Source organism: Mucilaginibacter sp. 3215 (genome assembly GCF_050433785.1).
Classification (GTDB): domain Bacteria; phylum Bacteroidota; class Bacteroidia; order Sphingobacteriales; family Sphingobacteriaceae; genus Mucilaginibacter.
In genome coordinates this window covers 14,191-40,142 of sequence record NZ_JBNPWO010000030.1, presented here as the reverse complement: position 1 = coordinate 40,142, position 25,952 = coordinate 14,191, and the positions used below count along the sequence as shown (strand labels likewise).

The following is a 25,952-nucleotide window of genomic DNA, read 5'->3' as shown; positions in this document are numbered from 1 at the left end:
ATATAAAACAACCGTCATTGCGAGGTACGAAGCAATCCCCGCTTAGCAGGTTAACCCTGTGTAGTTCGCGATTGCTTCGTACCTCGCAATGACGGCTTTAAAAAGATAGCTTTAAGCTTATAAATAACAATGTTCGATTCAATAAAAAAGATGTTTTCTGCAGAGGATGAACCGGTAAATACTACGGGCAAGCCCGATATCAGTCGTGAAAAATCGGCCGAATTGTATGCTAAGGCGCAAACCTATTTTCCGGGTGGGGTTAACTCGCCGGTAAGGGCTTTTAAATCTGTTTATGGCACGCCGCTGTTTATTCAAAAAGGTGATGGCAGTCATATCTGGGATGCTGATGGTAACGAGTTTATCGATTACTGCTGCTCTTGGGGACCACTGATCCTGGGCCATAACAATGCTAAAGTAAGGGAAAAAGTTATCGAGGTAATGCAAAATGGTATGAGCTTCGGCGCGCCTACCGCATTAGAGAATGAACTGGCCGAGCTGATCCTGAAAAACAACAAGTTTATTGAAAAGATCCGTTTTGTGAGTTCTGGCACCGAGGCTGTAATGTCGGCTATCAGGTTGGCCAGGGGGTATACCAAACGCGATAAGATCTTAAAATTTGAAGGCTGCTACCATGGCCACGCCGATGCCCTGTTGGTAAAAGCAGGTTCGGGCCTGGTTACCTTTGGTGAAACTTCATCAGCCGGTGTACCAAAATCAGTTGCCGACGAAACTATCGTTGTAGCGCTTAATGATAAAGAAGCATTAGCCAAAGCTTTTGAAGAATTTAAAAACCAGATTGCGGCAGTAATCATTGAGCCGGTGCCCGCCAATAACGGCCTGCTTTTGCAAGAAAAAGAATATCTGCAATACCTGCGCGACATCTGTACACAAAACGGCACCATGCTGATATTTGATGAGGTGATCTCGGGTTTCCGTGTAGGCTTTGAAGGCGCTGCCGGTTACTACCAAATTAAACCTGATATTATCACTTATGGTAAAATTATCGGTGGTGGTATGCCTGTTGGTGCTTATGGCTCATCAGCAGCAATCATGAGTAATATTTCTCCAGAAGGTTCGGTTTACCAGGCAGGTACCTTATCAGGCAACCCGGTTGCCATGGGCGCCGGTATTGCCCAGTTGAGCGAACTGTTACGCACAGGCTTTTACCGCGACCTGAACAATAAAACAGAAGAGTTCGTAGAAGCTATCCAGCGTTTTGCTACCGCCCGCAATTATAAGTTTAAGGTGTTTGGCATAGGCTCCATATTTTGGTTTGCTTTTACAGATAAAGAGTATATTCGTAAAGCCGAAGATATTGATGCATCAAGCATGGAAAAATTCAAAAAGTTCCACCGTGAGCTGCTGAACAGGGGTATTTATTTAGGTCCGTCGGGGTATGAGGTTGGCTTTATATCATCGGCACATACCAAGACAGACCTGGAGAAAACAAAACGTGCTATATTTGATAGTTTGGATTTAGTATTTAACGGGAAATAACCCCACCCAAACCCTCCCGGAAGGAGAGGGCTTAAAAAAATAAAATCTTGAAGTCTCCTCCTTTGGAGGAGATTTAGAGGAGGTTGATATGAAAAAGTCATTTGTTATTTTTTACGCACTCATAACCTATGCCGTTGCCGAACTGGTATGGTGGGGCTACATGCTGGTTACGCTGCAACCGCGCCGCACCGGTATGATCCTGGGCGAAGGGGCCATGTTTGTGGCCGTATTTTTAATTGGCGCCATTAACCTGCACCGCTCGTTTAATAAAGAACGGAGGTTACAGGAGCAGAAAAAGAACTTCCTGCTTTCGGTAACGCATGAATTGAAATCGCCGCTGGCATCAATCAAGATCCTGCTGCAAACTATCCAAAAGCGTCATCTAACTAAAGAACAGCTGCTTGATTTTATTGAAAAATCATTGAACGATGTTGAGCGTTTGGATGACATGGTTGAGAATATGCTTCTGGCATCTAAGATCGAAAACCGTTCATACAGTTTCCCTAAGGCCAGCTTTAACCTTTCGGTTTTGGTTGACAGTATTGTTAACCGCCTACAGATCTCCAAATGCGATTGCAACCAGCAGATCATCGAGGCCGAGATAGAACCTAAGGTGGAAATAGTTGGCGATAAGTTTGCCCTTACATCGGTAGTGACCAATTTGATAGAAAACGCTGTAAAATATTCAAGCCCCTGCTCATCTGTTGGCGTAAAGCTGTTTTCGAAAGATGATAAAGTTTATTTGCAGGTATCTGATCATGGTATCGGCATAACCGACGAGGAAAAGACCCGAATTTTCGACCGCTTTTACCGCGTGGGCAGCGAAGAAACCCGTAACACCAAAGGTACCGGACTGGGCCTTTACATTGTTAAGGAGGTGTTAGATAAGCACCAGGCCAGCATCAGGGTTAAAGATAACCGCCCTGCTGGTAGCATTTTTGAAGTTACATTTGGACTAACCTAAATTAAGACAATGAATAATATGCCAAACAAAAAAAGGATTTTATTGGCCGAAGACGAAGAGCATTTGTTAGAAGCAATTAAGCTTAACCTTGAGCTGGAAGGCTATAAGGTAACTCCGGCTAAAAACGGCAAAAAAGCTTTACAGCTATTTAAGGAAGAACGTTTTAACCTGGTGATACTGGACGTAATGATGCCCGAAATTGACGGCTTTGTTGTCGCCGAAACCATCAGGCTTGAAAATACCGAAGTACCTATCATGTTCCTTACGGCTAAAAACACCAACGAGGACAAGATCTCGGGTTTAAAAAAAGGTGCTGATGATTATCTTACCAAACCATTTAACCTTGAAGAGCTTATTTTAAGGGTGAATAACCTGGTAAAACGCAGCTTAAAAGGCGAAGACCTGAAAGAGTTTAACAGCTATAAAATAGGTGATAAAACCATTCACTTTAACTCATTTGAGCTGGTTAATGAAGATGGCTCCATTACCGCCCTTACCAAAAAGGAAACGATGCTGCTTAAACTGTTGATTGAGCGCCGTAACGACGCCGTATCACGCGAGCAGATCCTGGAAACCGTATGGAACTATGACGTTTATCCGTCAACACGTACTATCGATAACTTCATCTTAACCTTCCGTAAGTATTTTGAACCAGATCCTAAAAACCCGGTTTATTTTCACTCTATCCGTGGTGTAGGCTATAAATTTACCGATAACCAGCATTAATGTTCAGTAACAGGGTACGTATATTCATTGCCTTTGTATTTCTGCTGTCGTTAGGGGTGTTGGTGTATTTTCGTATTTACGAACTTGCGGTAGTGGCAGCAATGATGATCATCCTGCTCATTTGGGATTATTTTAGGCAGGGTACGTTAATTGTTGCATCCAAACACTTTCATGTAAAGGATTATGACAAAACAGCGGCCTCGTTAAACGAGATCGCGAAACCCGAGTGGCTCAGCAAAAACCGCCGGGGTTATTATGAATTTATATACGGTGGCCTTTGTTTGCAAAGGCAGGATTTTGAAGAGGCTGAAAAACACTATGAAATTGCAGCGCAATATCCATTGCGTTCGGTTAATGACCACGTAGCAGCATTGGTTAGCGTAGCCAATATCAGCATCAGGCGCGGTAATATTGAAAAAGCCCAAGCCTATCTTCAATTAACCGAAAAGCATAAGGATAAAATAACTGCTAAAATGAAGGACGTGATAAGCCGCCTTCAGCAGGAGCTTAAGACAGAATCAAGACTGTAAGAGTCAAGAAACAAGAAAAAGAGGCAAGACGGCAAGAGTCGAGATTTAAGAAAATAAGAAAAGAAAAGCAAGAGTCGGGACAGAAAGAATAAAGAGACGAGGCAGCAAGAATCAAGACAGGATTAAATTTCTTTCTTGTCTCTTGATTCTTGACCTCTTGCTTCTATCCACTTTCTTGCTTCTAACATAAAATATGAGAGATTCGTTATTAATAAAAGCGGCATTTTCGGAGCAGACAGAACGCCCGCCGGTTTGGATGATGAGGCAGGCAGGCCGCTTTATGAAAGAGTATTGGGATATTAAAAACAAATACTCGTTCCTCGAAATGTGTAAAACACCGGAGATCGCTGCCGATGTTACCATGCTACCGGTTGACCTGTTAGGGATTGACGGCGCCATTTTATTTTCAGATATCCTGGTAACGGGTGAAGCCATGGGAGGCGACCTGAGTTTCAACGCGGGTGTTGGTCCGCTGTTTGCCAATCCGGTACGTACACAGGCCGATATAGACAACCTGCAAACTGATGTATTGGATAAGCTGCAATATGTCGCCGATGCCATTAAAGTAATTCAGCAACGCCTTGCCGGCCGCATCCCGTTAATTGGTTTTGCAGGTGCGCCGTTTACCGTAATGAGCTATTTGGTTGAAGGCGGATCATCAAAAGATTTTAAACGTACCAAACTGATGCTGCACAATGAGCCGGAAATGGCCCATCAGCTGTTATCAAAAATTGCCACCGTTACGGCTGATTACTTGAACATGCAGATCGCCGCCGGCGTAAACGCTGTACAGATCTTTGACAGCTGGGCACAGGCTTTGGCATGGGATGATTATAAAGAATTTAGTCACCGTTATATTGCAGAGATCATCAGCAAACTAAACCGTAAAGATATCCCGGTGATTTCTTTCTGTAAAGGCAGCTCGGTTTTTGCACCGCTAATGGCCGAGGCTAAACCGGATGTGATCTCTATCGACTGGAATGTTGATCTGTTAGATATCAAAAAACGTTTACCGGCAGGTATAGCGGTACAGGGCAACCTTGATCCGCATATTCTTTATGCTGATAAAAAAGTAATTAAAGAACGCATCTACCGTTTGTTCGACCGAATGAAAGGCGAAAACGGCTTCATCTTTAACCTGGGCCATGGCATTATGCCTGATATCCCGTTTGATAATGTGAAGTACGCGGTAGAAGTGATAAAAGAATACAGAAACTAATAATAAAGCCAACATGTCATTGCGAGCGATAGCGTGGCAATCCCGAACTATGCAAGTCGCTCTGTAAAGTTCGCGATTGCTTCGTTCCTCGCAATGACATGTATTAATTGACATGTACGATTACGTAAAAGCTATACATATCATTTTTGTGGTCTGCTGGATGGCGGGGTTATTTTATAGCGTACGTTTATTTATTTATCATACCGAAGCCCAGGATAAGCCCGAGCCGGATCGTACTATATTGTCTAAACAATTCGAAATCATTGAACGCAAGTTATGGAATATCATAACTATCCCCTCAATGTACCTTACTATAGCAGCGGGCGCAACGATGCTTATCCTCAAGCCAATTTGGCTTCAATTTGGATGGATGCATATCAAGCTAACCTTTGTTGTGGCTTTAGTGATCTATCATTTCATCTGCCAAAATAAAATAAAACAGATGCGTAACGGCGTGTTCAAATGGACATCCATTCAACTACGTTTGTGGAATGAAGTTGCTACCATTTTTCTGTTCGCCATTGTTTTTCTTGTGGTGCTTAAGAGCGCTTTGAATTGGATCTTTGGTGTTGTTGGCTTGGTATCGCTGGCTGTGATACTGATGATAGCCGTGAAGATTTATAAAAGATATAGGGAGAAGAAATAATCAGCTGATTTTAATATTTATCTAAAAGCCTCATCGTCAAGCTATTTTCCCCTCCAGTTCAAGCAACTTCTTTTGATTTTCTAAAATCGCAGATATATCTAATTCATGATCTCCCCTTTGAGCTCTTTGCCATTCTACCGGATCCCCAAATGAAGATTCAGAAGCAGCCCTGAAATTCAAAATCCGCTCTTTGAGCGCTTCGCGGCTTATACTCTCAGTTTCTGCACTTTTTTCTTCTACAATAACATTAAGCTCTTTAGCCAAAGCGATTATCTTCGCGATGCTTTGCTTGTTATCTGATTTTAGGATTAATTCCATGATTTTATCTATTGGCGCTTCTCAAAAAGCTGTAAACCGAAGTTACAACAAATCATCATCATTCATCTTCTTAAACTATTCATCAAAATATTTACATCCCCATGCAACCATTTACATCACTCCGCCATCTTACTTATAAATGATGTTTTTGGAACCTAAATATACCATTCACCAACTGATAGACCGCTGCCGGGCCGGCGAGCGGAAGGCGCAGGAACTGCTTTATAAACAGTTTGCCTCAAAAATGCTGGGGGTGTGTATGCGCTATGCCACCGACCGCATGGAGGCCGAAGACATGTTGCAGAATGGTTTTATAAGGGTTTTCCACAAAATGGATGATTACCGGGGCGATGGTTCATTTGAGGGCTGGGTTAGGCGCATCATGGTTCACAGTTCAATTGAATACTATCGCAAACATCATAAAATGATGCAGGTAATTGATATTGACGAGGCAGGGCATGAGCCATCGGTTAATCCATTAGCTGCGGCCAACCTGGATGCAAAAGTGCTGATGGGCATGATACAGCAATTGGCACCGGGTTACCGGATAGTGTTTAACCTTTACGCGCTGGAAGGTTATTCGCACAAAGAGATAGCGGAGATTGTGGGCATTACCGAGGGTGCCTCTAAATCGCAGCTATCAAGGGCTCGTACAATACTGAAAGAACAAATTGCTAAAATGGAGGGCAAAAGTTATGGATATGCAGGATAAGGAACTGGACAGGCTGTTTCAACAAAAGCTTGATGACCTGGAAATACAACCATCGGCCCATGTATGGCAGGGCATCAACGCCGAATTAAACCTCGGCAGGCGTAAAGGAATTTTATCGCCTCTGCTAAGCGCGGCAGCAGGTGTAATATTACTGATCACCGCAGGTATCCTGTTCATCCCGAAACAAAGGGCTAAACATCATGACCATCCAACAGAAATAGTTAAAACCCATCAACCGGTAACACAACCTATGGCAGTTACAGTTAAACCCGTGGTACGTCCAACCACGGCCCAAAACAAAGTACCTGCAAATCCGGTTATAGCACCTGTTAATACTATAGCGCATGTTAATAAAACAAAAAGCAATTTGACACCATCTGTATCACAGCCGGTAAATCCTATCCCCTCACCTGTAACAGCCCATACAGATGAACCATTATTAGCAAATGCCCCCGCCGCAGATTATCCTGTTGTTAACGCCGTGGTTCCGGATACAGCAACGGGAATCAGCCCGAAATTAACCATCATTGCAAGTGACAACACACAGGCGGCATTAATAGCCCGGGTACCGTCGCATGACGCTCATGTAATTGCAGCCAAACCTGTAAAAAAACATCGTATCCGTAGCCTTGGCGATGTTTTTAACGTGGTGATAGCCGCTGTTGATAAACGTAAAGACAAAGTAATTGAATTCAGTAATACCGATGAAGACGACGCCACCATTACAGGCCTGAACCTGGGCTTTATTAAAGTAAAAAAAGAGAAAGAGAAATAATATTTTAGCGAAAGATAGATATACCACAACATATGAAACGCCTTATTTTCACCATCACAATATGCCTTGCCGCGAGCTTTGTTTTCGCTCAAAGCACACCTGCCGATTCCACCCAAAACACGTCAGATACCACCACCCTTAAAAAGCATGTTAAGGTAAAACTGGGTTTTGGCGAAGATGTAACCCAGGTGAATATTAACAATGATGAGCCTGATACCGCCTACCACGCACACAAAGCGCCCGGCTTTTCCTTTGGGGTAACCTTTTCAAGGATCGACCTGGGTTTTGCTACGCTGATCGACAACGGCAGCTTTACCCTATCTGACAAAAACAAGTTTTTAAGCTACCGCCAGTGGAAAACAAGCAACTTCGGTTTTGATGTGCTGCAATTTGGCTATCGCTTTAACAGTGCCTTCAAAATTTATGTATCCGGCGGTTTTGACTGGACACATATCCGGCTGCGCAACGATATTACTATCCAGCGTAACGCGCCGGTACTTACGTACGTGCAGGATAGCATCCACTACAGCAAAAACCGTTTCTCATCAAGCTATTTGCGAATCCCCCTATCATTTTACTACCGCAGCCATGAGGACGACAGGGGCAACTACTTCAGATTGGTTGCCGGTCCGGAGATTGGGATCTTGCTTAATGGTCGCGTAAAACAGATCAGCGAGGAAAATGGCAAGCAAAAATTTAATGACGATTATCATTTTGCCAAACTGCGCAAAGGCGTATTTGTACGCATGGGATACGGTATCATGGGCTTATATGCCAAATATTACTTCAACGATATGTTTGAAAACAGCCCGGATCAAAAAGGGTTAAGGAACTTCTCATTCGGATTGACTTTTGGCTTCTAAACAGAACCATGATTTTAAGGATTACAGGATGGCCATGATAGATGGATGACTTGCCATCCTGTAATCCTTAAATCAGGTAAATCATGGTTCAGAATCATGACTCAAACGTTTATCTTTGCCACTGATGTCAGAGATTCCTTTTTTGCAGGCGGTTGCCATAAGTAAAATATACCCGGGAAAGCAGCAGGCCGGTGTAAAAAAAACCGGGCTCGTTATTGAACCGGGCAAAATCACCGCCATTATCGGCGAAAGCGGCAGTGGTAAAAGTACTTTACTGAGATTGTTATATGGTTTGCTCTCGCCCGATGAAGGCACTGTTTACTTTAAGGGCGAACGCATTTGGGGACCCGAAGAAAAGCTGATCCCCGGTCATGATGCCATGAAAATGGTAACCCAGCATACCGATGATCTTAACCTGTTTGCCAAAGTTTGGGATAACGTGGCGGCTATGCTGCCGGCAACAGATCTCAAAGCCAAACAGGAGAAAACCGAAAGGGTGCTTAAACAGCTCAATATGTTTGCCATGGCCGATAAGCGTGTGGCCGACCTAAGCGGCGGCGAAAAGCAACGCGTAGCCATTGCCCGCGCTATTGTTACCCATCCCCAGGTATTGCTGCTCGATGAGCCCTTTAACCAGGTCGATACTTCATTTAGGGAAGGCTTACAGCATGATATCAGGCAGATAGTTAAAGAAATCGGATTAACGGTGATCATGGTATCCCATGACCCTGCCGAAGTGCTATCGATGGCAGATGAGCTCATTGTTATAAACAAAGGAGAAATTGTTGAGCATGGCAATCCCAAGGCTCTATACAAACATCCCAAATTTCTTTATACGGCCCAACTGCTCACCAATTGCAACGTACTAACCGCTCATGAAGCCCGTTTTTGCGGCATTGACATAACCAAAGAATATGCGGTTGTTTATCCTGAGCAAATCAAAATTAAATTGATAGCGGCAACCAAAAGCTGGGTTGTTAAGCAGGTGCTATTTAAAGGTTTTTATGAGGATCTGATCCTTCAGCACGAAGATATAACCGTACGGGTCTTGAGCGAGGAAACCGGGAAATATATCGAGGGAGATTTGGTAGCGGTAAGGATTGAGAAGTATTTGGAGTATTAATCTTCAATTAAACGTTCTAAGGTTAGCAACGTGATTTAGTTGTATATGACATCATCGGCCCGCTCAATCGCCGCGGGTTGGCTGTTACGTTTTTCGCTGTTGTTTGTTTTTTTAAGGTGCTCAAGAGGGCTTCGCCGTCTGTCTTGACACAAAAGTAACCAAAAATCAAGTCAGCAGATAGGCTTCTTTGCGCTCAAGGCCTTTGCCCTGCAAACCGGGCATAACCACGGGCTGCAATTATTTTGCCCTGCTTCGCTCGCTCGTTGTCCCCGCTTCTGCAAAAACTTGCTATGCCCCAACAGCAGCACAGGCCGGCATTGTTCTGCCCGCTTTCGCCCGAAGCTTACCCGCTGACGGGAAGGAAAAGAATTTTCTTAAAAATAAACCGGCGCCATACCTCGCGTTGACCACCGGTTTTTAAACGTATATTTAAAAAGATCTTAATGCCTTAAATCAAGGCTCAGCATTACCAGGTTTTTACTTTCAACATAGGCGGTGCGCTCGTTCAACCTGTCAAGGACCTGATCAAGCGCCAGGCGGGTCTTTTTCTTTTTAATGTTGAGTTTGCTGTAAACTGTTTCCTCGTATATCAGCTTATTGTTATCGTTATAAAACTTAATGGTTTGCACGCGGGGCAAATTAATCTTGTGTTCAACTACCCAAAAACCGTGTACGTTTGTTATTTTATTTTGAGCCTGCACCGCAACTGCTGCAAATGCCAGGATACAAACTGTGATAATTAACTTTTTCATGGTGTTATTTTTAATATAAACTAAAATTAAGGGCTCGTAAAATGGCATGAAAATAGCGTAGGCACACAACCCGCCAGTTACGATTAACTGCATTTTAATACGACAAATAAACATCCAACCTGAAAAACGTACCGAAGCAGCCTTACTCCAGGTAGTTCGTCATCAAATGATTGCAGTTTGTCGCACTTTTATCCTAAAAGCCGCCCAATTAAACTGTTTTACAGTAAATTAGCTATATGAATACCGGCTTCGATCTCCTGCTCAATAATATAAAGCTGCCGCGCTTTTGGCAGCACCTGATATTTTGGGTAATTGTATCGTTTTTCATCACGACGCTTTATTCGTTCCAGACCAATTTTTGGGTATCCTTACGCAATAACCTTTTGTACATGCCCATACAAATAGCGTATTACTATGCCATTGCTTACTGGCTGGTGCCCAAATACGTTTTTGAAAAACGATATGTGATGTTTTTCATGATGCTGATACCGCTTGTTTTTGCATGTATGTTTATCAGCCGTACCATCGGAATCCTTTTTGTTGCGCCCTACCTGATCAGGGTGATGCACGTAACAGATGCCGGTTATATCGCCTCAACCCAACGTCCGTTTTTTGAGCAATTAACAGATGGGCAAAGCCTGGTAAATTCATTTAAAGGGACTAACCTGTTTACCGGGTTTGTACTTGCTATTAAACTTTTTAAAATGTGGTATGAGCGCAAGCAGGCGGCATTAGAAGCCGAACTCAACGCGTTGAAAGCCCAGGTACATCCGCATTTTTTATTTAATACACTTAATAACCTTTATTCGTTAAGTCTTAATAATTCGCCCAAATCGCCGCAGGCTATAATTGGCCTGTCGGACCTGCTGCGCTATATGCTCTATGAATGCTCAGATAATGAAGTGCTTTTGGAGAAGGAAGTATTTATGATGCAGCAATATGTAAAGCTCGAAAAACTTCGCTATGAAGACCGCATCGACATTAACTTTACCATTACCGGTAATTTGAAAGATAAAACTATAGCCCCGCTGCTCATTTTACCTTTTATCGAAAATGCTTTTAAACACGGCACCAGCGAGCAGGTTGGCGCTACCTGGATCAATATTGATATCAGCGTTACACTAAACCACTTCAAGTTAAAAGTAGCCAACAGCAAACCCGAACATCCTGTTGAAGAAGGCTATACACCGGGGCATATCGGACTAAAGAACGTAACCAAAAGGCTCAACCTGCTGTACCCTCATACCTCACGCCTGAAGATCGTGAACGAAGAAGATACCTTTTTTGTGGCGCTTGACCTCGACCTGAAAATCATAAAACACGCTGCTGTACAACAAATGGTAACCGCATGAAAATCCGCACACTTATAGTCGACGATGAGCCACATGCCATTGAGGTATTGAAAAACTATCTTGCGCGCTTCAGCGAGATGGAGGTTACCGCTACCTGTAATGACGGTATTGAAGCCTTTCGCCTCTTGCAACAAAAACCTATCGATTTGATGTTCCTGGATATTCAGATGCCGGGAATAAAAGGTACCGACCTGCTGAAAAGCCTCAAGAACCCACCTAAAGTAATTTTCACCACCGCCTACAGCGAATACGCCCTTGATGGTTTTGACTTGAATGCGGTTGATTACCTTTTAAAGCCTATCTCCTTTGAGCGTTTCCTGCGGGCGGTCGACAAGATTTATCAGCTAAACGAGCATAAGGGCAAACTCCTGATTACCCATGAAGAGCCTGTAAGTGATACCCATACGTTCATTTATCTTAAAGTAGACCGTAAAACAATTAAGGTTAATATCAATGATATTTTATGGATAGAAAGCCTGCGCGATTATGTTAAAGTAGTGGCCGTAAATAACCACGTCCACATTACCAGGCAAAAGATCAGCCTGCTCGAAGAAATGCTTCCTGAGAACAGGTTTGTACGCATCCACCGGTCGTTTATAGTTGCGTTGAACAAAATAGATTCTTTTTATGCCTATAGCATGGATGTTGCCGGACATGAACTGCCTATCGGTCGCAACTATAAGCAGGACGTTCAGAAAAAGTTGAAGAGTGAGCGGTTGCAGATGGGGTGAAGTGTCTTAAAATTCTATTAATAATAAAAGCGTCATTGCCAGGTACGAAGACAACCGACCGCAGGGAGCTCATGATTGTAAGTCATTGATTATTAAGTGTATTTTTCTTGATGGATTTTATAACATGGGCATTGCCTGCGGCCCGGGCTTTCCGTTGCAAGTCCTCGCCTTTCCCGCCCGCAACCCCTTTACGCGCTCCGGGCTTTACACTGCAATCCCTAATGCGGCCCGCGCGCAACACCGTTAAAATATATTTTACATGTCATTACATTTTTTTTAGGGTTTCCCTAATGGATACTCGCAATAACTTTTTTTAAACTCACGCAACCCACCAGTCATTTACCAAATTCAATTCATCTTTTGCACGGGTAACGGCAGTGTACCACCATTTGCAAAGTTCATAGTATGGTGAACCGTACATGCTTTTATCTAAAAAGAGGTAAACATTGTTCCACTCGCCACCCTGGGCTTTATGACAGGTTACGGCATAGCCGTACGAAACTTTAAGGCAGTTGAGATAAGGGTCTTCGCGCATGGCTTCCCTATACTGTTCACTTTTTTGAGAAATGCCTTTTGCCTTCATCTGGTCATTAAAATCGATGATCAGCGCTTTGGATTGATCGTTAGTGAGATTTCCCTTTAAGCTTTCAAGCGTATCTAAAGAAAGCAGCATCTTAAACTCCTTCCCCGAAGCCAGCGCGGTGACCAACACTTTTTGAAATTTCATGCCCAGCTTTTGTTCGGTTTCTTCAAGCTCATTTACAATTACAAAATCGCCGTTGGTGAGTGGTACCGAATAATTATTTTGTGTTACCAGCAGCACATCGCCTACCTGCAGGGGCACATATCCCGAACCAAAAAGTTCGCGTCGCATATCCCGGTTTATCATTTGAACTTTTTTATTGCTGCGTGCTATAGCCAGGCAGCTATTGGGTCCGGCCGCCTTATAATTTGCCGCGTACAGGTTAAACATAACATCGTCTGTAGCGTGAAGTTTTACATTGTTGAGGTTTGATGCCGGGATCTTTGGAAATTTGGTGCGCTCCCGGCTTTCGCTCATCGTGCGGATAGCTCCTGCCAAAACCAGAATATCGTTGTCATCTTTATTACGTTCTATTTTTGAAAGCTTAACAGATACCGGGAAACGCTGATTTTTAGCCAGCCAGTCTGTATCAAGCGCGGGGCTAAAGCTTTGCCCTACGGGTGGCAACTGGCAGGGGTCGCCGACAAAAATAATCTTGCTCTTGTTAGCTACCTGGAAAAAATCCTGAAGCAGAATTCCCGAGCCAAAAACCGCGAAGCCATTGCCCTCAGTCAACGTGCCTGAAAGCATCGAAGCCTCATCAACAATATAAATGGTGGTTTCGGCATCGGCAGTGCGGGTTGAAAACTGCATGGTCATTTGTCCGGCCATACGTGGTGCCGAACTTTCGGCCAGTGTTTCCTCGTCAAGGCCATCTATCTTATCAAAATTATATAATTCGCCATGAACTGTTGTGGCGGAGAAACCCGTTTTACCCCTTAAAACTGTGGCGGCTCTGCCCGTTGCCGCCAGCATGCAAAACTTCTTTTCCTTTTCTTTAAGCCATTGCGCAATGTGCTGCATCAAAAAGGTTTTACCGGTACCGGCATATCCTTTCAGCACAAAAACATCGGCAGCCGGATGGTCAAGAAATTTTTGGATTGCCTTGAAAGCAGATTTTTGATCTGTATTTAAAGTAATGGGCACGGGAATCCTTCTTTAATTAACGGGCACAAAGCCCGCAAACATGTTTCCGGCCTCCTTCAGTGTATTAAGCGGAACATAATCACAAACTTCAGCATATTCGCCCCACATTTGCTGCACTGCTTTATTATGATGGGCATTTGCAATGGCTTCGGCACTCAGCCATTCAAAAACTTCAATAATGGCGCCGTCGGCAGCTTCCATAATGATGGATTCACGGTCGGTTACCAGTCCTTCCTGTTTCAGGCGCGGTATATGCGTTTTCATTAACTGTTTTAATGCTTCCTGTTTGCCCGATTTAGGTTTATAAGCAACAATTACAATCTGTCCCATAGGCTTCCGTTTATTAATATGCAATTTACAAAAAACTGCAGAGGCTATATGACTAAAAAACAAGTTTAAAACTGGTCGTTCCTGGGTATGGTGTTTAGCTTTGTAAGCAGGGGCACTTATCGCTATTGGAGATCAGGCAAGGGACGCTTAATGCAAAAACGGCGACAAGATATCTTGTCGCCGTTCACTGATCTCCCCTTCAGGAGAGATTTATAAGGTTATTTTTTCCAAACGTTATTTTCAGGATTGTAATCCGGTAATACTTTATCAGGATCGTAAGTAACCGATTCAATTTCTTCGGTTGATGGATATTTAAATGTCCATGACGCATAACGCTCCCAAATTTCAACCGGCAGTTTTACGCGGTCAACTTTACCACCTTTGGTTTTAACTTCCAGGATAACCGGCATTGCCATTTTACCCAGGTTATCTAAAGTGATCAGCGAGCCTTTGGTTGGATCATTATCAACATATTTTACATCGCTTACAGCAACATCCAAACGCCAGTCGTTCAGGAACCAGCCTCTCCAAAACCATTGCAGGTTTTCGCCGCTTGCATTTTCCATCGTGCGGAAAAAGTCGTCGGGAGTTGGGTGTTTAAATGCCCAGCGGTTAATGTAGGTTTTAAAGGCGAAATCAAAACGCTCAGGACCTAAGATCTGCTCGCGCAGCAATACTAAACCGGCACTTGGTTTTGAATAAAGCAGGGTGCCGGTATTTTTTTCTTTAAGGTTGGCCGGCTGGCTCATAACAGGCTCAAGGTCGGGCCTGGTAAAGAAAGCACCGATAGTGTGCATATCCGGCACGCGGGTGCTTTTGTATTCGCCGTTATTAAAGTTAGCTGTCGATAGCGTATTGATGAACGTATTAAAACCCTCGTCCATCCAGCCGTACATGCGCTCGTTTGAGCCTACGATCATCGGAAACCAGGTATGCCCAAATTCGTGATCGTTTACACCCCAAAGGCTTGCTTTTTTGGCTTTAGCTCCGCAGAAAACAATGCCTGGATATTCCATACCACCCACTATACCTGCAACCGCAGTAGCAGCAGGATAAGGGAACTCGAACCATTTTGATGAGTTATACTCAATAGATTTTTTAACGTACTCTGTTGAACGGCCCCAGGCATCGTTGCCATCACTTTCAACCGGGTAGGCAGATATAGCAGTTGATTTTTTACCGCTTGGCAGGTCCATCTTGGCAGCATCGATAATAAATGCTGCAGATGAAGCCCATGAAGCATCACGGGCATTCTTGATTTTAAAGTGCCAGGTTAACTGGGTTTTACCGGCAGGGCGCGATTTTGGATCGGTAACCTCAGCAGCCGAACGGATGATCACTGTGCTTTCGCTTTTTTCGGCGGCTGCCCAGCGTTTCAATTGCTCAGGGGTATATACATCCTGCGGGTTTAATAATTCGCCGGATGCTACTACGATATGGTTTGCAGGAGCAGTGATGCTCAGGTCAAAATCACCATATTCCAGGTAAAACTCACCCGGGCCGCTATACGGCAGGGTGTTCCAGCCCATTACGTCGTCATACACACATACGCGCGGGTACCACTGTGCAATAGTATAAACTTTACCATTTTTGGTTTGCAGATAGCCCATACGGTCTGATCCATAATTTGGCGACACAAATGAGTATTCAATTTTCAGTTTAGCCTGTCCGCCGTTCGCGGCAATTTCCTTTGGAAGGAAAACCTGCATCCTGGTGTCGGTGATCAGGAATTTAACGTCGACATATTCGCCTTTCGTACCGGCAACTTTTACCGATTTAATTTTATAACCAGCATCAAATGCTTCACCGCGGCCCCAGTTACGGCTACCCGCAGGCGGAACGATAGCTGTGCCTCTTGAATCGAGCTTAAACAGGTTCTGATCAAGCTGCATCCACATAAAGCCCAATGTTTGCGGACTGTTATTGGTATACGTTAAAACTTCCGAGCCGGTAATTTCGTTGGTTTGATCGTTCAGCTTGGCAGCCAACTGATAGTCGGCACGGTTTTGCCAGTATTTATATCCCGGCTCACCGCTTGCCGCGCGGAACTCAGTACCATTCTTAGTGTAAAACCCGGGACCGAAAGTTTCGTGATAATCGTAAACAGAACCAGCGGGGAGTGTGGTGGTAGGCGCTGGCTGCTGGGCATAACTCATCCCTGCGGCCAACATAAAGGCAAGGCTGCAACCTGCCATCAGTTTTAGTTTCATGTTCAGTCAAATAAATTGCGTAAAGGAACAAGTATACTACAAATTAGGCAGAAGCAAAAGATCGGTAAAACGATTGTTACGGATTTATTAAATAATTAAATTCATGCTTAGTAGCTATATATCAGGTGGATTGGGATAAATATTGAAATAAGCATTTCGAAAATATCATGTCATTGCGAGCGTAGCGCGGCAATCGCATGTTATACAGGGCGGCCTACCTCCGTACGATCGCTTCGTTCCTCGCGATAACATATTTATTTCCACCATTGTTGGGAGTTGTCATACCAACAACGGTGGAACTTTAAAGGCTTATATTCATAAACCAAATTTCTTTTGTAAATTTGAATATGACCACGCTAACTGTGAACATAACTAATGAAAGCGATTTACCTGTATTACAGGAGATATTAAATCGTTTTGGTTTAACGTATACTATCGATATAGAAAATGAGTTCTCTTTTTCAAAAAAAGATATCGAAGGCTTACTCAAATCAAAAAAGGACTTTTTAGAAGGAAAAACAACCGCCCGAAATTGGGATGATATAGAAGAAGACCTGAACAGTGCCTACAATTAAACTTTTAAGGAGGGCCGAGCTTGAATTTATTGATGCCTGTAACTGGTATGAAGAACAACAAAAAGGCCTATCAAAATATCTTAGGAAGAGCTCAAAGGGGTTTTAGGTATTATAAAACTCCATCCCGAACTGTATTCAAAAAGATATGATATAGATCTTCACTTCGCCCCGCTACAGAAATTCCCATATATAATAGTTTACTGGCACGATAAAGACCTTGATACTGCTTTTATTATCTCAATTTTTCATACCAAACGAAACCCCGATGAATTCGAAAGCTAACTAAAACTTACGAAGCCCTAAGCCTCGTAAGTCGTCGAAATCCCTTACTTCCCCAAAAAATGATCGGCATAAACCTTCTCATCAAAACCGAAGAAAAGGAAACCATTATCCTCAATAACCGGGCGTTTGATCATGCTGGTTTTTTGTTGTAATAATTGCATCGCGTCGACATTGGTTTTGATGCTTTCTTTAACCGCGGGGTCAAGCTGTTTCCAGGTGAGGCCCTGTTTATTCAAAAATTTCTCATAGCCCGCTTTGCTGTCCCATTCCTGCAGCTTTTCGGTACTTACACCCAGCTTTTTGAAATCCTGGAAATCGTAAGCTACTTTATTTTCTTTAAGCCAGTCGAGGGCTTTTTTTACTGTATTGCAATTGGTAATTCCGTAAACTTTCATGGGGTAAATTTACGGATTTAGAGGTATCATAGGCAGATGCTATGGCAACTCACCTGTTCTTTTACAATGAGACGATACGAAACAAAAAGAGGCGCCATTACGCGCCTCTCCTAACAAATATCTATCAGCAATTAACCATTGCCGCCGCCATTGCTTTTTCCTCCGCCTTTGGTATCATCGTTATTAATGCCACGCTGGTTCTTTTTGATATCGCCATTCAATTTACCAAACTTAAAGTTTAATCTCACGGCAAAATTCCTGTAGCGGTTATGGTATAATGATTCCTGGTCAAAATCAACTGTATGTGTGGTCGATCTGAATGTACGGTATCTACTGTATGGGTTGTTGGCTACCGCTGATATGGTTAGCTTTTTGTTCAGGAACTCTTTAGATAGTACGTAGGAGTTAAAAATAAAATTGCTCGATTTACCTTGTAAGGTAACATCACCGCTAAAGAAACCGGCATCAAGCCCTAAACGGTAGCCACCATCAAACTTGTAACCAATATTGGCAAAAGCGTTGCCGGTGTAACCATCGTTTTTGTAAAACTGACCATTATAAGTACCTTTTAACCATACATGCGAAATTTGCCCGTTGATGTTAACCGTAAACTTTTTAGTGATTGAGTAATTGGTATTCAAGTTTAAGCCAAGTGAACGGTTGCTACCCAAATTTTGGTACGTAGTAAACGTAACCGTATCAATATGATCACCCATGTTGTTTTGAATCAGGCTGGTTACGTTTTGGATAGCATTGTTGGAGAACGCATAGCTCAAACCAACATTGATTGATCCTTTTGAGAAATTACTATAGTTCAACTCAAAAGTATTGTTCAGCTCGGGTTTCAGATCGGGATTACCGGTACTGATGAATTTAGGGTTCGATTTATCAATAAATGGATTTAACTGGTAAATGCCCGGCCTTTGAATGCGCTGGGTAAAGCCCAAACTGATGCTGCTGCTTTTCATAGAGCGCTGAACAGATACCGATGGAATAAAGTTATTATAGCTTTTATCAAGCGGCGTGCCTGTAAACACGGCATTTACCTGGGTATGCTCTAAACGTAAACCCGCCTTGCCTGTCCATTTATCCATCTTTAACTGGTATGAGTTATAAGCACTGTACACATCCTGGTGATAGTCGAACTCGCCGGTTTGTCCTGCATTGACGTTATATACCGAACTGGTTGAATCTTTGTCTTCGCGTCTGTAGTCGCTGAAATTGTTCCGCAGAATCACTTTACCGCCGGCCTCAATACTGATTTTCTTCAATGGATAAGCATAATCTAACTGGAAAGTATGCTCACGGTTACCTGCATTATTATATTGCCTGAAATCGGGTTGGAGGGCATTGTAATAATTAACCCTTTCCGAAAACTGGTTATCGGTGAAATTTTTGCTCGGTCCGTAGCTGTATTTGTAGGATAATGTTAGCAATTCATCTTTATGCCCTTTAAAGCCTAACTGGTAGTTGATAGACGCGTCGAGACCCTGATCATGATTGTAACCGTTGCTCGACAGCCTATAACCCTGGGTCAGATCACCGGCCGCATTCGTCTGGGCCGATCGTTGTGAGCCGTCCTGATCAAATTCGCCATGAAAAAACTCGAATGAACCGGTAAGCAGGTTTAGCGTATCAATCTCATAGCTCAGCTCTGCATTAGCATAGCGATATTTGCCGCCAAATGAATTATTGCCTGTTTGCAGGATGCTTGATTCAGGATCAAAAAAAGTTTGTTTGGTGGTTGATGTATTGGTATTACGCTTCTGGTTACCAAAACCTGCATAACCCGAAACTCCGAACTTACCCTGCTTGGCAGTCATGTTCAGGTTATAGCCAGGGCCCCATACACTATTATAGCGCATGTTGACGCTGCCGTTATACCCCTGATCGGCGTTCTTTTTAGTGATGATGTTAATTATACCTGCCAAACCCTCGGCATCGTATTTTGCAGGCGGCGTAGTGATCACCTCAATCTTTTCGATGTTGGTGGCCGGCATTGCCTTTAATACGTCTGACGGGTTTTTAGCCATCAGTGCCGATTCTTTCCCGTTGATCAGGATCTTGTATTTGCCGCTGCCTTTTAACTTGATGTTATCGTCGCCATCCACGGCTAAAAGCGGTACTTTACGCATCATGTCCAATGCAGAAACCGCTTTGCTTTCGGGGTCGGCAGTTACATCGTAGCTTAGGCGGTCAACCTCTTGTTTCATAACCGGCTTTACAGCGGTAATGGTTACCTCGTTCAGCTGTTTGCTTGATGCTGCTACCAGGATCCGCCCCGCATCAAACGTTTTATCGGTTATTTTCACCGGGAGTACTTTTGTTGCATATCCAACAGAAGCTACTACTAACTGATAGGTTTTACCTTCGGGGGCTTTCAGTTCAAAGCTCCCGTCATCTTTGGCAAGCGTACTTTTTACCGGGGTTTTGGTAGCGGCATCCTGCAGTGCCACCGTACCATACCCCAATGGTTTGTTGGTTACCGAATCGATCACGGTACCTTTAACAGTTATATTTTGAACAGGAACCGGTGCGGCAGCCTGGGCCATAACCATGCCCGTGACAAAACAGCAGATCACTGTTAGTAGAAATTGTTTCATAATTGCGATTTTGGTCATAAGACGTTTAAGATAACCGGGTGTGACAGTAAAAAGTATGCGTTTAACACTTTTTAACGTTTGCCACTGCCGGGTAACGGATTAGTTACTGAAGTTGTTAATTGCGGCTTCCGCTGCTGGTATCATCATTGTTAATACCACGTTGATTTTTCTTTATGCTGCTGTTAAGCCTGCCAAACTTGTAGCTCAGGCTCACGTTAATAGTGCGATAAAAGTTGTTATTGGCTGTGTAAGTTTCAAAGCCATCACCTTTGGTATAAAAGTCGAGCTTGTTGAATTTTTTGAAAGGATTGTTAACGTTTAATGATAATGATACCTTTTCGTTAAACATCGTTTTGGTTCCGCTGATGGAACTGAAAAAGAAATAATTGTCCTTTCCCTGCAACAATACATAACGGCTGTCATACCCAATGTTTAAGCCGGCGCGATAGCCGCCATCAAATTTGTAGCTGGTATAAGTAAAAATGTGTCCCTGGTTACCACTGTTGCTGAAAAGCGAGCCGTTGTAATAGCCCTTCAGCCAAACAAACAGTAATTCGGCATTTATATTCACGTTCAGTTTTTTGGTGATGGGATAATTCACATTCAGATCAAAGCCCCAGTTTTTGTTCGAGCCCACATTAGCGTAAGTGGTAGTAGTAACTCCTGCGGTATCAACCGAGGCTAAATTTTGTACCGTGTTATTGGCAAATGAGTAATTGGTGCTCAGGTTGATGGAGCCTTTGGCAAAATTGCTATAACCCAGCTCAAAATTATTGGTTACCGCGGCCCTTAGGTTAGGATTACCAACGTTACGGTATTGCGGGTTGGATTGATCAGTATATGGGTTAAGCTGGTAAATACCGGGGCGTTGGATGCGTTGGGTAAAACCAAGCGTGAGACTGCTGCTTTTCAGGCTCCGTTGTACCGATACCGAGGGCACAAAATTATCATAGTTTTGGTTAACGGTTGGTTTCCCTACCGCGAAATCGGCGTTAACCGTGGTATGTTCCAACCGCATACCGCCTTTAAAAGCCCATTTGGTTAACTTAACGGAATAGGAGTTGTATACACCATAAATATTTTGTTTATAGGTAAAATTATTCACCTGCGCTGTATCGGCGTGATACTCATTATCAACGTCGCTTTTTACGTCGGTATTAAACTGGCTATAGTTATTACGCAGAGTTGCTTTACCACCGGCCTCAACAGTAAGAATTTTGGCAGGCTGGATATAATCTAACTGAAAAGCATGCTGCTTTGAACCTGAGTTATTATATTGCCTGTAATCATTGGGGATACCTTTGCCGGTAGCACCGTCTCCTTTTGTGGCCTCGCTGGTTTGAAGATTGTTGTTATAATTGTATTTATAAGATACGGTAAGCAACTGCTCCTTGTTTTTTTTAAAGCCTAATTGGTAATTCAGCCCCACATCTGATCCTTTAAATTCGCCTGTGCCATTGTTAAACAAACGGTAAAATTGCGTAACAGCATCGGCGCTATCGCGTTGGGTGGTAACCTGATAATTATGCTGATTGCTTTTGCCATGATAAAAATCAAACATACCGGTAATCAGGTTCAGGGTATCTACCTCATAACTTAACTCGCCGCTGCCATACAGGTTTTTACCAGTGTTGCCTCTTGTACCTGTTTGACTAAGTGTTGACTGCGGATCGGTTGACTGTGGCTTAAAAAAAGTAGTCATGTTCTCGAACGATGACGTACGCAAGGGCCTGTAGTTATAACCTGCATAGCCGCTAAAACCAAATTTACCCTGCTTTACGGTTAAGTTCACATTGGCGCGTTCGCCAAAAACATTGTTATAGCCTGTATTGATACTTACATTATAGCCCTGGTCGGCATTTTTTTTGGTGATGATATTGATGATCCCCGCAAGACCTTCGGCATCATATTTTGCGGGTGGTGTGGTGATCACCTCTATCTTTTCGATATTGGCAGCAGGCATGGATTTCAGGACATCCGATGGGTTCTTGGCCATCATGGCCGATTCTTTTCCATTGATCAGGATCTTGTAATTGTCGTTACCCCGTAGCTTGATAGCATCGTTGCCATCAACAGATAACAAAGGTACTTTACGGATCATATCCAAAGCGGTGATCGATTTACTTTCCGGGTCGGCAGTTACATCATAGCTCAGGCGGTCGACCTCCTGTTTCATTACCGGCCTTACCGCGGTTACGGTAACCTCCTTCAATTGCTTGCTCGATGCCGAAAGCAGGATCCGGCCTGCGTTAAATATATTCCCTGTTAGTTTTACCGGGATGGATTTGGTAGCGTAACCAATAAAAACAGCAACCAACTGGTAAGTTTTACCTTCGGGCGCTTTCAGTTCAAAGCTGCCGTCGTCTTTCGCCAGCGTGCTTTTTACCGGAGCTTTGGTGGCGGCATCCTGGAGTGCAACAGTAACATACCCCATAGGCTTGTTATTAGCTGAATCAATGATAATACCTTTTACAATAATAGCAGGAACCGCCGGTGCAGCCGGAGCCTTTGTTTGAGCAAGTAGAAGCGTAGAAAAGTAACAGCAAAGTACCGTTAGCAGGATTTGTTTCATAAGGTTATTTAGGTTTACAAGACGTAAGTACACACCCGTGTGTTACAACACGAATTACGATTTGAACGGAATTTTAACTAAAATATTAGTTTGTAACGACGTTGTTACTTATTATAACGGGTCATGGTAAGTTCGGTTCCAATAGTGGCAAAACTCTTTAACATCTCTATCGAGCGGTCGATCAGTGCAGGCAATTCGGGCTGTTCATCTTTATCAAACGGGCTCAGCACAAAATCAACCTGGCGGCCTTTGGGGTAATTATCGCCAATGCCAAAACGCAGGCGTGCATAGTTATTGTTGCCAAGCACCTGTTCAATATTTTTAAGGCCGTTATGCCCGGCGGCACTGCCTTTGGGTTTTAAGCGCAAGGTACCCAGCGGTAAAGCAAGGTCATCTACAATAACCAAAACATTCTCCACCGGAATTTTCAGGTCTTTCATCCAGTAGCTCAGGGCTTTTCCGCTCAGGTTCATGTAGGTAGTAGGTTTAATAAGGCAAAGCGTACGGCTCTTGAAGGATATCTCGGTATAATAAGCCAGCCGCGAGTTTTGGAACCTCGCTCCCTCTTGCCTGGCCAGTTCATCCAACACCATAAAACCTATATTATGCCGGGTATCTGCATACTCCGGACCAATATTTCCTAAACCTACAATTAAATATTTCATGCCCCCTGACCCCCTAAAGGGGGAGTTATGAAGCTATCCAAACCAATAATACAATCGTCATTGCGAGGTACGAAGCAATCGCAAACTGTACAGGACGGACCTCCTAATCGGGGATTGCTTCGTACCTCGCAATGACGTGATGGTTATCTTTTCAGAAATGCTCCGAGTAATTAATTAAATTTTTATGCGAAGATATTATTTATTGCTCAAACAAAAACAGCGATAGAAGTACTCTACCGCTGTTTTTAATTTCACCTCTTGTTCCTCCTTCAGAGGGTTAGGGAGCCTATTTTTTACCTGAAGCTGCTTCTTGTTCAGCCTGACGCAATGCACGTGAGGTAGTTACAGAAACAATGGTATCTTCTTTAGCATTAGTGATAGTTAAGTTATCTAATTTAATATCAGATACTTTTACTGATTTACCTACTTCAAGAGATTCGATGCTTACTTCAATAGCATCAAGATGATCTTTAGGAAGCGCTTTGATACGCAGTTTCCTTAATTTTTGAACCAGTTTACCACCTACTTTAACACCTGGAGAAGTACCGGTTAATTTTACCGGGATCTCGATAGTGATAGGTTTTTTCTCATCTAACAATAAAAAGTCAACGTGAGTGATTTTTTCAGTTAGTGGGTGGAACTGGATGTCCTGGATGATAGCTTGTGATTTAACACCGGCAATTTCAAGATCGATGAAATGAACAACCGGAGTATAAACAACGGCCCTCAAATCAGCTGCGGACACAGAAAAGTGGGTCTGGGTAGCACCACCATAAAGCACTGCAGGCACCAGGCCATTGTAACGCAGCTCTTTCGCGTCTCTTTTCCCTACGTTCTCTCTTGGAGAACCGCTAATAGCAATTGATTTCATTTTTATTTATTTGTTTATTATTTAGTTCATGGTTGATAGATCATTGTTCATGGCCTATTTTCCCATAAAATCTTTATTCGTTTTTATCTCACGGTTGGCAATTTACTATGAACCATCAACCATGATCTATAAACTCTTAATCCACCTTAAACAAGGTACTAATCGAACCGTGTTCGTTTACGTTGCTTATCGCTTTAGCAAACAGTTCGGCGGTTGAAAGCACCCTTATTTTAGGGCTGCTGTGTTTAAGCGGGATCGTATCTGTAACTATCAGTTCGGTTAATGCCGAGTTTTCGATAGTTTCATAAGCTTTACCTGATAATACCGGGTGTGTACAAACCGCGCGAACGCTGCGTGCGCCACGTTCCATGATCAGTCCGGCTGCTTTTGCTAACGTACCTGCGGTATCACAAATGTCGTCAATGAGTACAATGTCCTGATCAGTAACATCACCTATCAGCGTCATGGCTTCAATTTCGTTAGCACGTTTACGGCGTTTGTCGCAAATTACCACTTCGGCATTAAAGAACTTGGCAAAGCTGCGGGCCCTGTATGAACCGCCCATATCAGGCGATGCAATAGTAAGGTGACCTAAACCAAGGCTTTTAATATAAGGTACGAAAATGATAGAGGCATCCAGGTGATCAACCGGAACATCAAAAAATCCCTGAATCTGCGCTGCGTGCAAATCCATGGTCATGATGCGGTTAATACCGGCTGCAACTAACAGGTTGGCTACCAGTTTTGCACCAATGGCAACACGTGGTTTATCTTTCCTGTCCTGGCGCGCCAAACCAAAATAAGGTATAACGGCGTTTACATAATGTGCTGAAGCGCGGCGGGCGGCATCAATCATCATGAGTAATTCCATTAAATTATCGGTAGGCTGGTGGGTAGACTGGATCAGGAAAACATCACATCCTCTTACAGATTCATTAAAATGCGGCTGGTATTCGCCATCGCTAAAACGCGATATCACAACTTCGCCTAACTCACGACCATAAGCATCAGCTATAAGATGCGCAAGTTCCTGCGAACCTGATCCTGAAAATAATTTAACCGGGTTAAATTGTAAGGGCATTTTGATTTTGAATTTGGGATGTTCGATTTCGGATTTTACCTGTCCTTCACCGTTGATCTTTTACAAATACAACCGTTATAAAACACAATTCGGATTTCAAGTTTTCCAATCAGAATAAATCCGAAATTGAAAATCCGAAATCCGAATTTTATTGTTGCCCGACCAGGATTCGAACCTAGACAAACGGTACCAAAAACCGTCGTACTACCATTATACTATCAGGCAATCTCCTTTGGTTTGTTTTACTCCCCGAAAAGGAATGCAAATATAGCGCGAATATTTGATTCTCAAAATAGAATTTTAAAAAAGTTTATTATCAACTCAAACACAGTAAAATAAAATACAAATGCGCCTCAAAACGCCTCTTTTAATGGCAACATCCCAATAGTTTTATTATTTTCGGCTGCTTTAAACCTGTTTTTTAGATAGCA

Annotated in this window: 24 protein-coding genes and 1 tRNA gene; 13 read left to right on the top strand and 12 right to left on the bottom strand. The window is 43.2% G+C overall.

Annotated features, from left to right (window positions below; genetic code table 11):
• Positions 1-129 precede the first annotated feature (129 nt).
• The 6 genes from hemL to hemJ all read left to right on the top strand — a co-directional run bounded on the left by hemL (position 130) and on the right by hemJ (position 5,582).
• Positions 130-1,497 (top strand): glutamate-1-semialdehyde 2,1-aminomutase, encoded by a 1,368-nt coding sequence (hemL, locus tag ABIC84_RS26955; RefSeq protein WP_429265569.1) that lies wholly within the window; start codon positions 130-132, stop codon positions 1,495-1,497.
• 88 nt (positions 1,498-1,585) lie between these two features.
• Positions 1,586-2,461 carry a sensor histidine kinase gene (locus tag ABIC84_RS26950; RefSeq protein ID WP_429265568.1) on the top strand — a complete coding sequence of 292 codons (876 nt, stop codon included), beginning with the start codon at positions 1,586-1,588 and terminating at the stop codon, positions 2,459-2,461.
• A gap of 18 nt (positions 2,462-2,479) precedes the next feature.
• The gene (locus ABIC84_RS26945) at positions 2,480-3,187 is read left to right on the top strand and encodes a response regulator transcription factor (RefSeq protein ID WP_090529686.1); all 708 of its coding nucleotides are present in this window, start codon (positions 2,480-2,482) and stop codon (positions 3,185-3,187) included.
• Positions 3,187-3,717: a hypothetical protein gene (locus tag ABIC84_RS26940; protein ID WP_426584890.1), complete on the top strand. Its 531-nt coding sequence runs from the start codon at positions 3,187-3,189 to the stop codon at positions 3,715-3,717. The genes ABIC84_RS26945 and ABIC84_RS26940 overlap by 1 nt, the downstream gene beginning before the upstream one ends.
• A gap of 193 nt (positions 3,718-3,910) precedes the next feature.
• Entirely contained in the window at positions 3,911-4,936 is a 1,026-nt protein-coding gene (gene hemE, locus ABIC84_RS26935) for a uroporphyrinogen decarboxylase (protein ID WP_429265567.1), read from the top strand.
• Between the two features lie 112 nt (positions 4,937-5,048).
• Entirely contained in the window at positions 5,049-5,582 is a 534-nt protein-coding gene (gene hemJ / locus ABIC84_RS26930; protein WP_188833395.1) for a protoporphyrinogen oxidase HemJ, read from the top strand.
• 36 nt (positions 5,583-5,618) lie between these two features.
• Here hemJ and ABIC84_RS26925 read toward each other — a convergent pair whose 3' ends face one another.
• Positions 5,619-5,900: a hypothetical protein gene (locus ABIC84_RS26925; protein ID WP_429265566.1), complete on the bottom strand. Its 282-nt coding sequence runs from the start codon at positions 5,898-5,900 to the stop codon at positions 5,619-5,621.
• A 142-nt stretch (positions 5,901-6,042) separates the two neighbouring features.
• On the opposite strand from ABIC84_RS26925, the gene ABIC84_RS26920 reads away from it, so the two are divergent.
• The 4 genes from ABIC84_RS26920 to ABIC84_RS26905 all read left to right on the top strand — a co-directional run bounded on the left by ABIC84_RS26920 (position 6,043) and on the right by ABIC84_RS26905 (position 9,373).
• Positions 6,043-6,612, top strand: a complete 570-nt coding sequence (locus tag ABIC84_RS26920; RefSeq protein ID WP_090529690.1) for an RNA polymerase sigma factor — start codon at positions 6,043-6,045, stop codon at positions 6,610-6,612.
• On the top strand, positions 6,596-7,387 hold the full coding sequence (locus ABIC84_RS26915) for a hypothetical protein (RefSeq protein WP_429265565.1): 792 nt from the start codon (positions 6,596-6,598) through the stop codon (positions 7,385-7,387). The genes ABIC84_RS26920 and ABIC84_RS26915 overlap by 17 nt, the downstream gene beginning before the upstream one ends.
• Positions 7,388-7,419: 32 nt before the next feature.
• Entirely contained in the window at positions 7,420-8,250 is an 831-nt protein-coding gene (locus tag ABIC84_RS26910) for an outer membrane beta-barrel protein (RefSeq protein ID WP_429265564.1), read from the top strand.
• A 124-nt stretch (positions 8,251-8,374) separates the two neighbouring features.
• The gene (locus tag ABIC84_RS26905; protein ID WP_429265563.1) at positions 8,375-9,373 is read left to right on the top strand and encodes an ABC transporter ATP-binding protein; all 999 of its coding nucleotides are present in this window, start codon (positions 8,375-8,377) and stop codon (positions 9,371-9,373) included.
• A gap of 440 nt (positions 9,374-9,813) precedes the next feature.
• On the opposite strand, the gene ABIC84_RS26900 is transcribed toward ABIC84_RS26905, so the two are convergent.
• On the bottom strand, positions 9,814-10,125 hold the full coding sequence (locus tag ABIC84_RS26900; RefSeq protein ID WP_426584876.1) for a hypothetical protein: 312 nt from the start codon (positions 10,123-10,125) through the stop codon (positions 9,814-9,816).
• A gap of 236 nt (positions 10,126-10,361) precedes the next feature.
• Between ABIC84_RS26900 and ABIC84_RS26895 the strand changes: the two genes are divergently transcribed.
• Positions 10,362-11,477, top strand: coding sequence for a sensor histidine kinase (locus ABIC84_RS26895; protein ID WP_429265562.1), 1,116 nt, complete (start codon positions 10,362-10,364; stop codon positions 11,475-11,477).
• Complete coding sequence (locus ABIC84_RS26890; protein ID WP_429265561.1) at positions 11,474-12,208, top strand: LytR/AlgR family response regulator transcription factor; 735 nt, start codon at positions 11,474-11,476, stop codon at positions 12,206-12,208. The genes ABIC84_RS26895 and ABIC84_RS26890 overlap by 4 nt, the downstream gene beginning before the upstream one ends.
• A 319-nt stretch (positions 12,209-12,527) precedes the next feature.
• Here the strand turns inward: ABIC84_RS26890 and ABIC84_RS26885 are convergent, their stop codons facing one another.
• The 3 genes from ABIC84_RS26885 to ABIC84_RS26875 form a co-directional block, all read right to left on the bottom strand.
• Positions 12,528-13,937, bottom strand: coding sequence for an ATP-dependent DNA helicase (locus ABIC84_RS26885; RefSeq protein WP_429265560.1), 1,410 nt, complete (start codon positions 13,935-13,937; stop codon positions 12,528-12,530).
• A 12-nt stretch (positions 13,938-13,949) separates the two neighbouring features.
• The gene (locus ABIC84_RS26880; RefSeq protein ID WP_429265559.1) at positions 13,950-14,267 is read right to left on the bottom strand and encodes a hypothetical protein; all 318 of its coding nucleotides are present in this window, start codon (positions 14,265-14,267) and stop codon (positions 13,950-13,952) included.
• Positions 14,268-14,485: 218 nt separating this feature from the next.
• The gene (locus ABIC84_RS26875; protein WP_429265558.1) at positions 14,486-16,477 is read right to left on the bottom strand and encodes a M1 family metallopeptidase; all 1,992 of its coding nucleotides are present in this window, start codon (positions 16,475-16,477) and stop codon (positions 14,486-14,488) included.
• A 347-nt stretch (positions 16,478-16,824) separates the two neighbouring features.
• Between ABIC84_RS26875 and ABIC84_RS26870 the strand changes: the two genes are divergently transcribed.
• Positions 16,825-17,052, top strand: a complete 228-nt coding sequence (locus ABIC84_RS26870) for a hypothetical protein (RefSeq protein WP_090529134.1) — start codon at positions 16,825-16,827, stop codon at positions 17,050-17,052.
• A gap of 326 nt (positions 17,053-17,378) precedes the next feature.
• Here the strand turns inward: ABIC84_RS26870 and ABIC84_RS26865 are convergent, their stop codons facing one another.
• The 7 genes from ABIC84_RS26865 to ABIC84_RS26835 form a co-directional block, all read right to left on the bottom strand.
• A complete protein-coding gene (locus ABIC84_RS26865; protein ID WP_090529140.1) occupies positions 17,379-17,729 on the bottom strand; it encodes a Spx/MgsR family RNA polymerase-binding regulatory protein in 351 nt (116 codons plus the stop codon).
• Positions 17,730-17,860: 131 nt separating this feature from the next.
• Positions 17,861-20,332: a TonB-dependent receptor domain-containing protein gene (locus ABIC84_RS26860; RefSeq protein WP_429265557.1), complete on the bottom strand. Its 2,472-nt coding sequence runs from the start codon at positions 20,330-20,332 to the stop codon at positions 17,861-17,863.
• 115 nt (positions 20,333-20,447) lie between these two features.
• Complete coding sequence (locus tag ABIC84_RS26855; RefSeq protein WP_429265556.1) at positions 20,448-22,904, bottom strand: TonB-dependent receptor domain-containing protein; 2,457 nt, start codon at positions 22,902-22,904, stop codon at positions 20,448-20,450.
• A 104-nt stretch (positions 22,905-23,008) separates the two neighbouring features.
• On the bottom strand, positions 23,009-23,569 hold the full coding sequence (gene pth / locus ABIC84_RS26850) for an aminoacyl-tRNA hydrolase (protein WP_429265555.1): 561 nt from the start codon (positions 23,567-23,569) through the stop codon (positions 23,009-23,011).
• A gap of 286 nt (positions 23,570-23,855) precedes the next feature.
• Positions 23,856-24,440, bottom strand: a complete 585-nt coding sequence (locus ABIC84_RS26845; RefSeq protein ID WP_426584856.1) for a 50S ribosomal protein L25/general stress protein Ctc — start codon at positions 24,438-24,440, stop codon at positions 23,856-23,858.
• Between the two features lie 136 nt (positions 24,441-24,576).
• Complete coding sequence (locus ABIC84_RS26840) at positions 24,577-25,521, bottom strand: ribose-phosphate pyrophosphokinase (protein ID WP_090529157.1); 945 nt, start codon at positions 25,519-25,521, stop codon at positions 24,577-24,579.
• A 154-nt stretch (positions 25,522-25,675) separates the two neighbouring features.
• Positions 25,676-25,746, bottom strand: a tRNA-Gln gene (locus ABIC84_RS26835).
• Positions 25,747-25,952: the final 206 nt, after the last annotated feature.

Bases quoted from the DNA above. Each gene is read 5' to 3' on its own strand.
- hemL (WP_429265569.1), top strand. From the start codon at position 130: ATGTTCGATTCAATAAAAAAGATGTTTTCTGCAGAGGATGAACCGGTA.
- ABIC84_RS26950 (WP_429265568.1), top strand. From the start codon at position 1,586: ATGAAAAAGTCATTTGTTATTTTTTACGCACTCATAACCTATGCCGTT.
- ABIC84_RS26945 (WP_090529686.1), top strand. From the start codon at position 2,480: ATGCCAAACAAAAAAAGGATTTTATTGGCCGAAGACGAAGAGCATTTG.
- ABIC84_RS26940 (WP_426584890.1), top strand. From the start codon at position 3,187: ATGTTCAGTAACAGGGTACGTATATTCATTGCCTTTGTATTTCTGCTG.
- hemE (WP_429265567.1), top strand. From the start codon at position 3,911: ATGAGAGATTCGTTATTAATAAAAGCGGCATTTTCGGAGCAGACAGAA.
- hemJ (WP_188833395.1), top strand. From the start codon at position 5,049: ATGTACGATTACGTAAAAGCTATACATATCATTTTTGTGGTCTGCTGG.
- ABIC84_RS26925 (WP_429265566.1), bottom strand. From the start codon at position 5,900: ATGGAATTAATCCTAAAATCAGATAACAAGCAAAGCATCGCGAAGATA.
- ABIC84_RS26920 (WP_090529690.1), top strand. From the start codon at position 6,043: ATGTTTTTGGAACCTAAATATACCATTCACCAACTGATAGACCGCTGC.
- ABIC84_RS26915 (WP_429265565.1), top strand. From the start codon at position 6,596: ATGGATATGCAGGATAAGGAACTGGACAGGCTGTTTCAACAAAAGCTT.
- ABIC84_RS26910 (WP_429265564.1), top strand. From the start codon at position 7,420: ATGAAACGCCTTATTTTCACCATCACAATATGCCTTGCCGCGAGCTTT.
- ABIC84_RS26905 (WP_429265563.1), top strand. From the start codon at position 8,375: ATGTCAGAGATTCCTTTTTTGCAGGCGGTTGCCATAAGTAAAATATAC.
- ABIC84_RS26900 (WP_426584876.1), bottom strand. From the start codon at position 10,125: ATGAAAAAGTTAATTATCACAGTTTGTATCCTGGCATTTGCAGCAGTT.
- ABIC84_RS26895 (WP_429265562.1), top strand. From the start codon at position 10,362: ATGAATACCGGCTTCGATCTCCTGCTCAATAATATAAAGCTGCCGCGC.
- ABIC84_RS26890 (WP_429265561.1), top strand. From the start codon at position 11,474: ATGAAAATCCGCACACTTATAGTCGACGATGAGCCACATGCCATTGAG.
- ABIC84_RS26880 (WP_429265559.1), bottom strand. From the start codon at position 14,267: ATGGGACAGATTGTAATTGTTGCTTATAAACCTAAATCGGGCAAACAG.
- ABIC84_RS26875 (WP_429265558.1), bottom strand. From the start codon at position 16,477: ATGAAACTAAAACTGATGGCAGGTTGCAGCCTTGCCTTTATGTTGGCC.
- ABIC84_RS26870 (WP_090529134.1), top strand. From the start codon at position 16,825: ATGACCACGCTAACTGTGAACATAACTAATGAAAGCGATTTACCTGTA.
- ABIC84_RS26865 (WP_090529140.1), bottom strand. From the start codon at position 17,729: ATGAAAGTTTACGGAATTACCAATTGCAATACAGTAAAAAAAGCCCTC.
- ABIC84_RS26860 (WP_429265557.1), bottom strand. From the start codon at position 20,332: ATGAAACAATTTCTACTAACAGTGATCTGCTGTTTTGTCACGGGCATG.
- ABIC84_RS26855 (WP_429265556.1), bottom strand. From the start codon at position 22,904: ATGAAACAAATCCTGCTAACGGTACTTTGCTGTTACTTTTCTACGCTT.
- pth (WP_429265555.1), bottom strand. From the start codon at position 23,569: ATGAAATATTTAATTGTAGGTTTAGGAAATATTGGTCCGGAGTATGCA.
- ABIC84_RS26845 (WP_426584856.1), bottom strand. From the start codon at position 24,440: ATGAAATCAATTGCTATTAGCGGTTCTCCAAGAGAGAACGTAGGGAAA.
- ABIC84_RS26840 (WP_090529157.1), bottom strand. From the start codon at position 25,521: ATGCCCTTACAATTTAACCCGGTTAAATTATTTTCAGGATCAGGTTCG.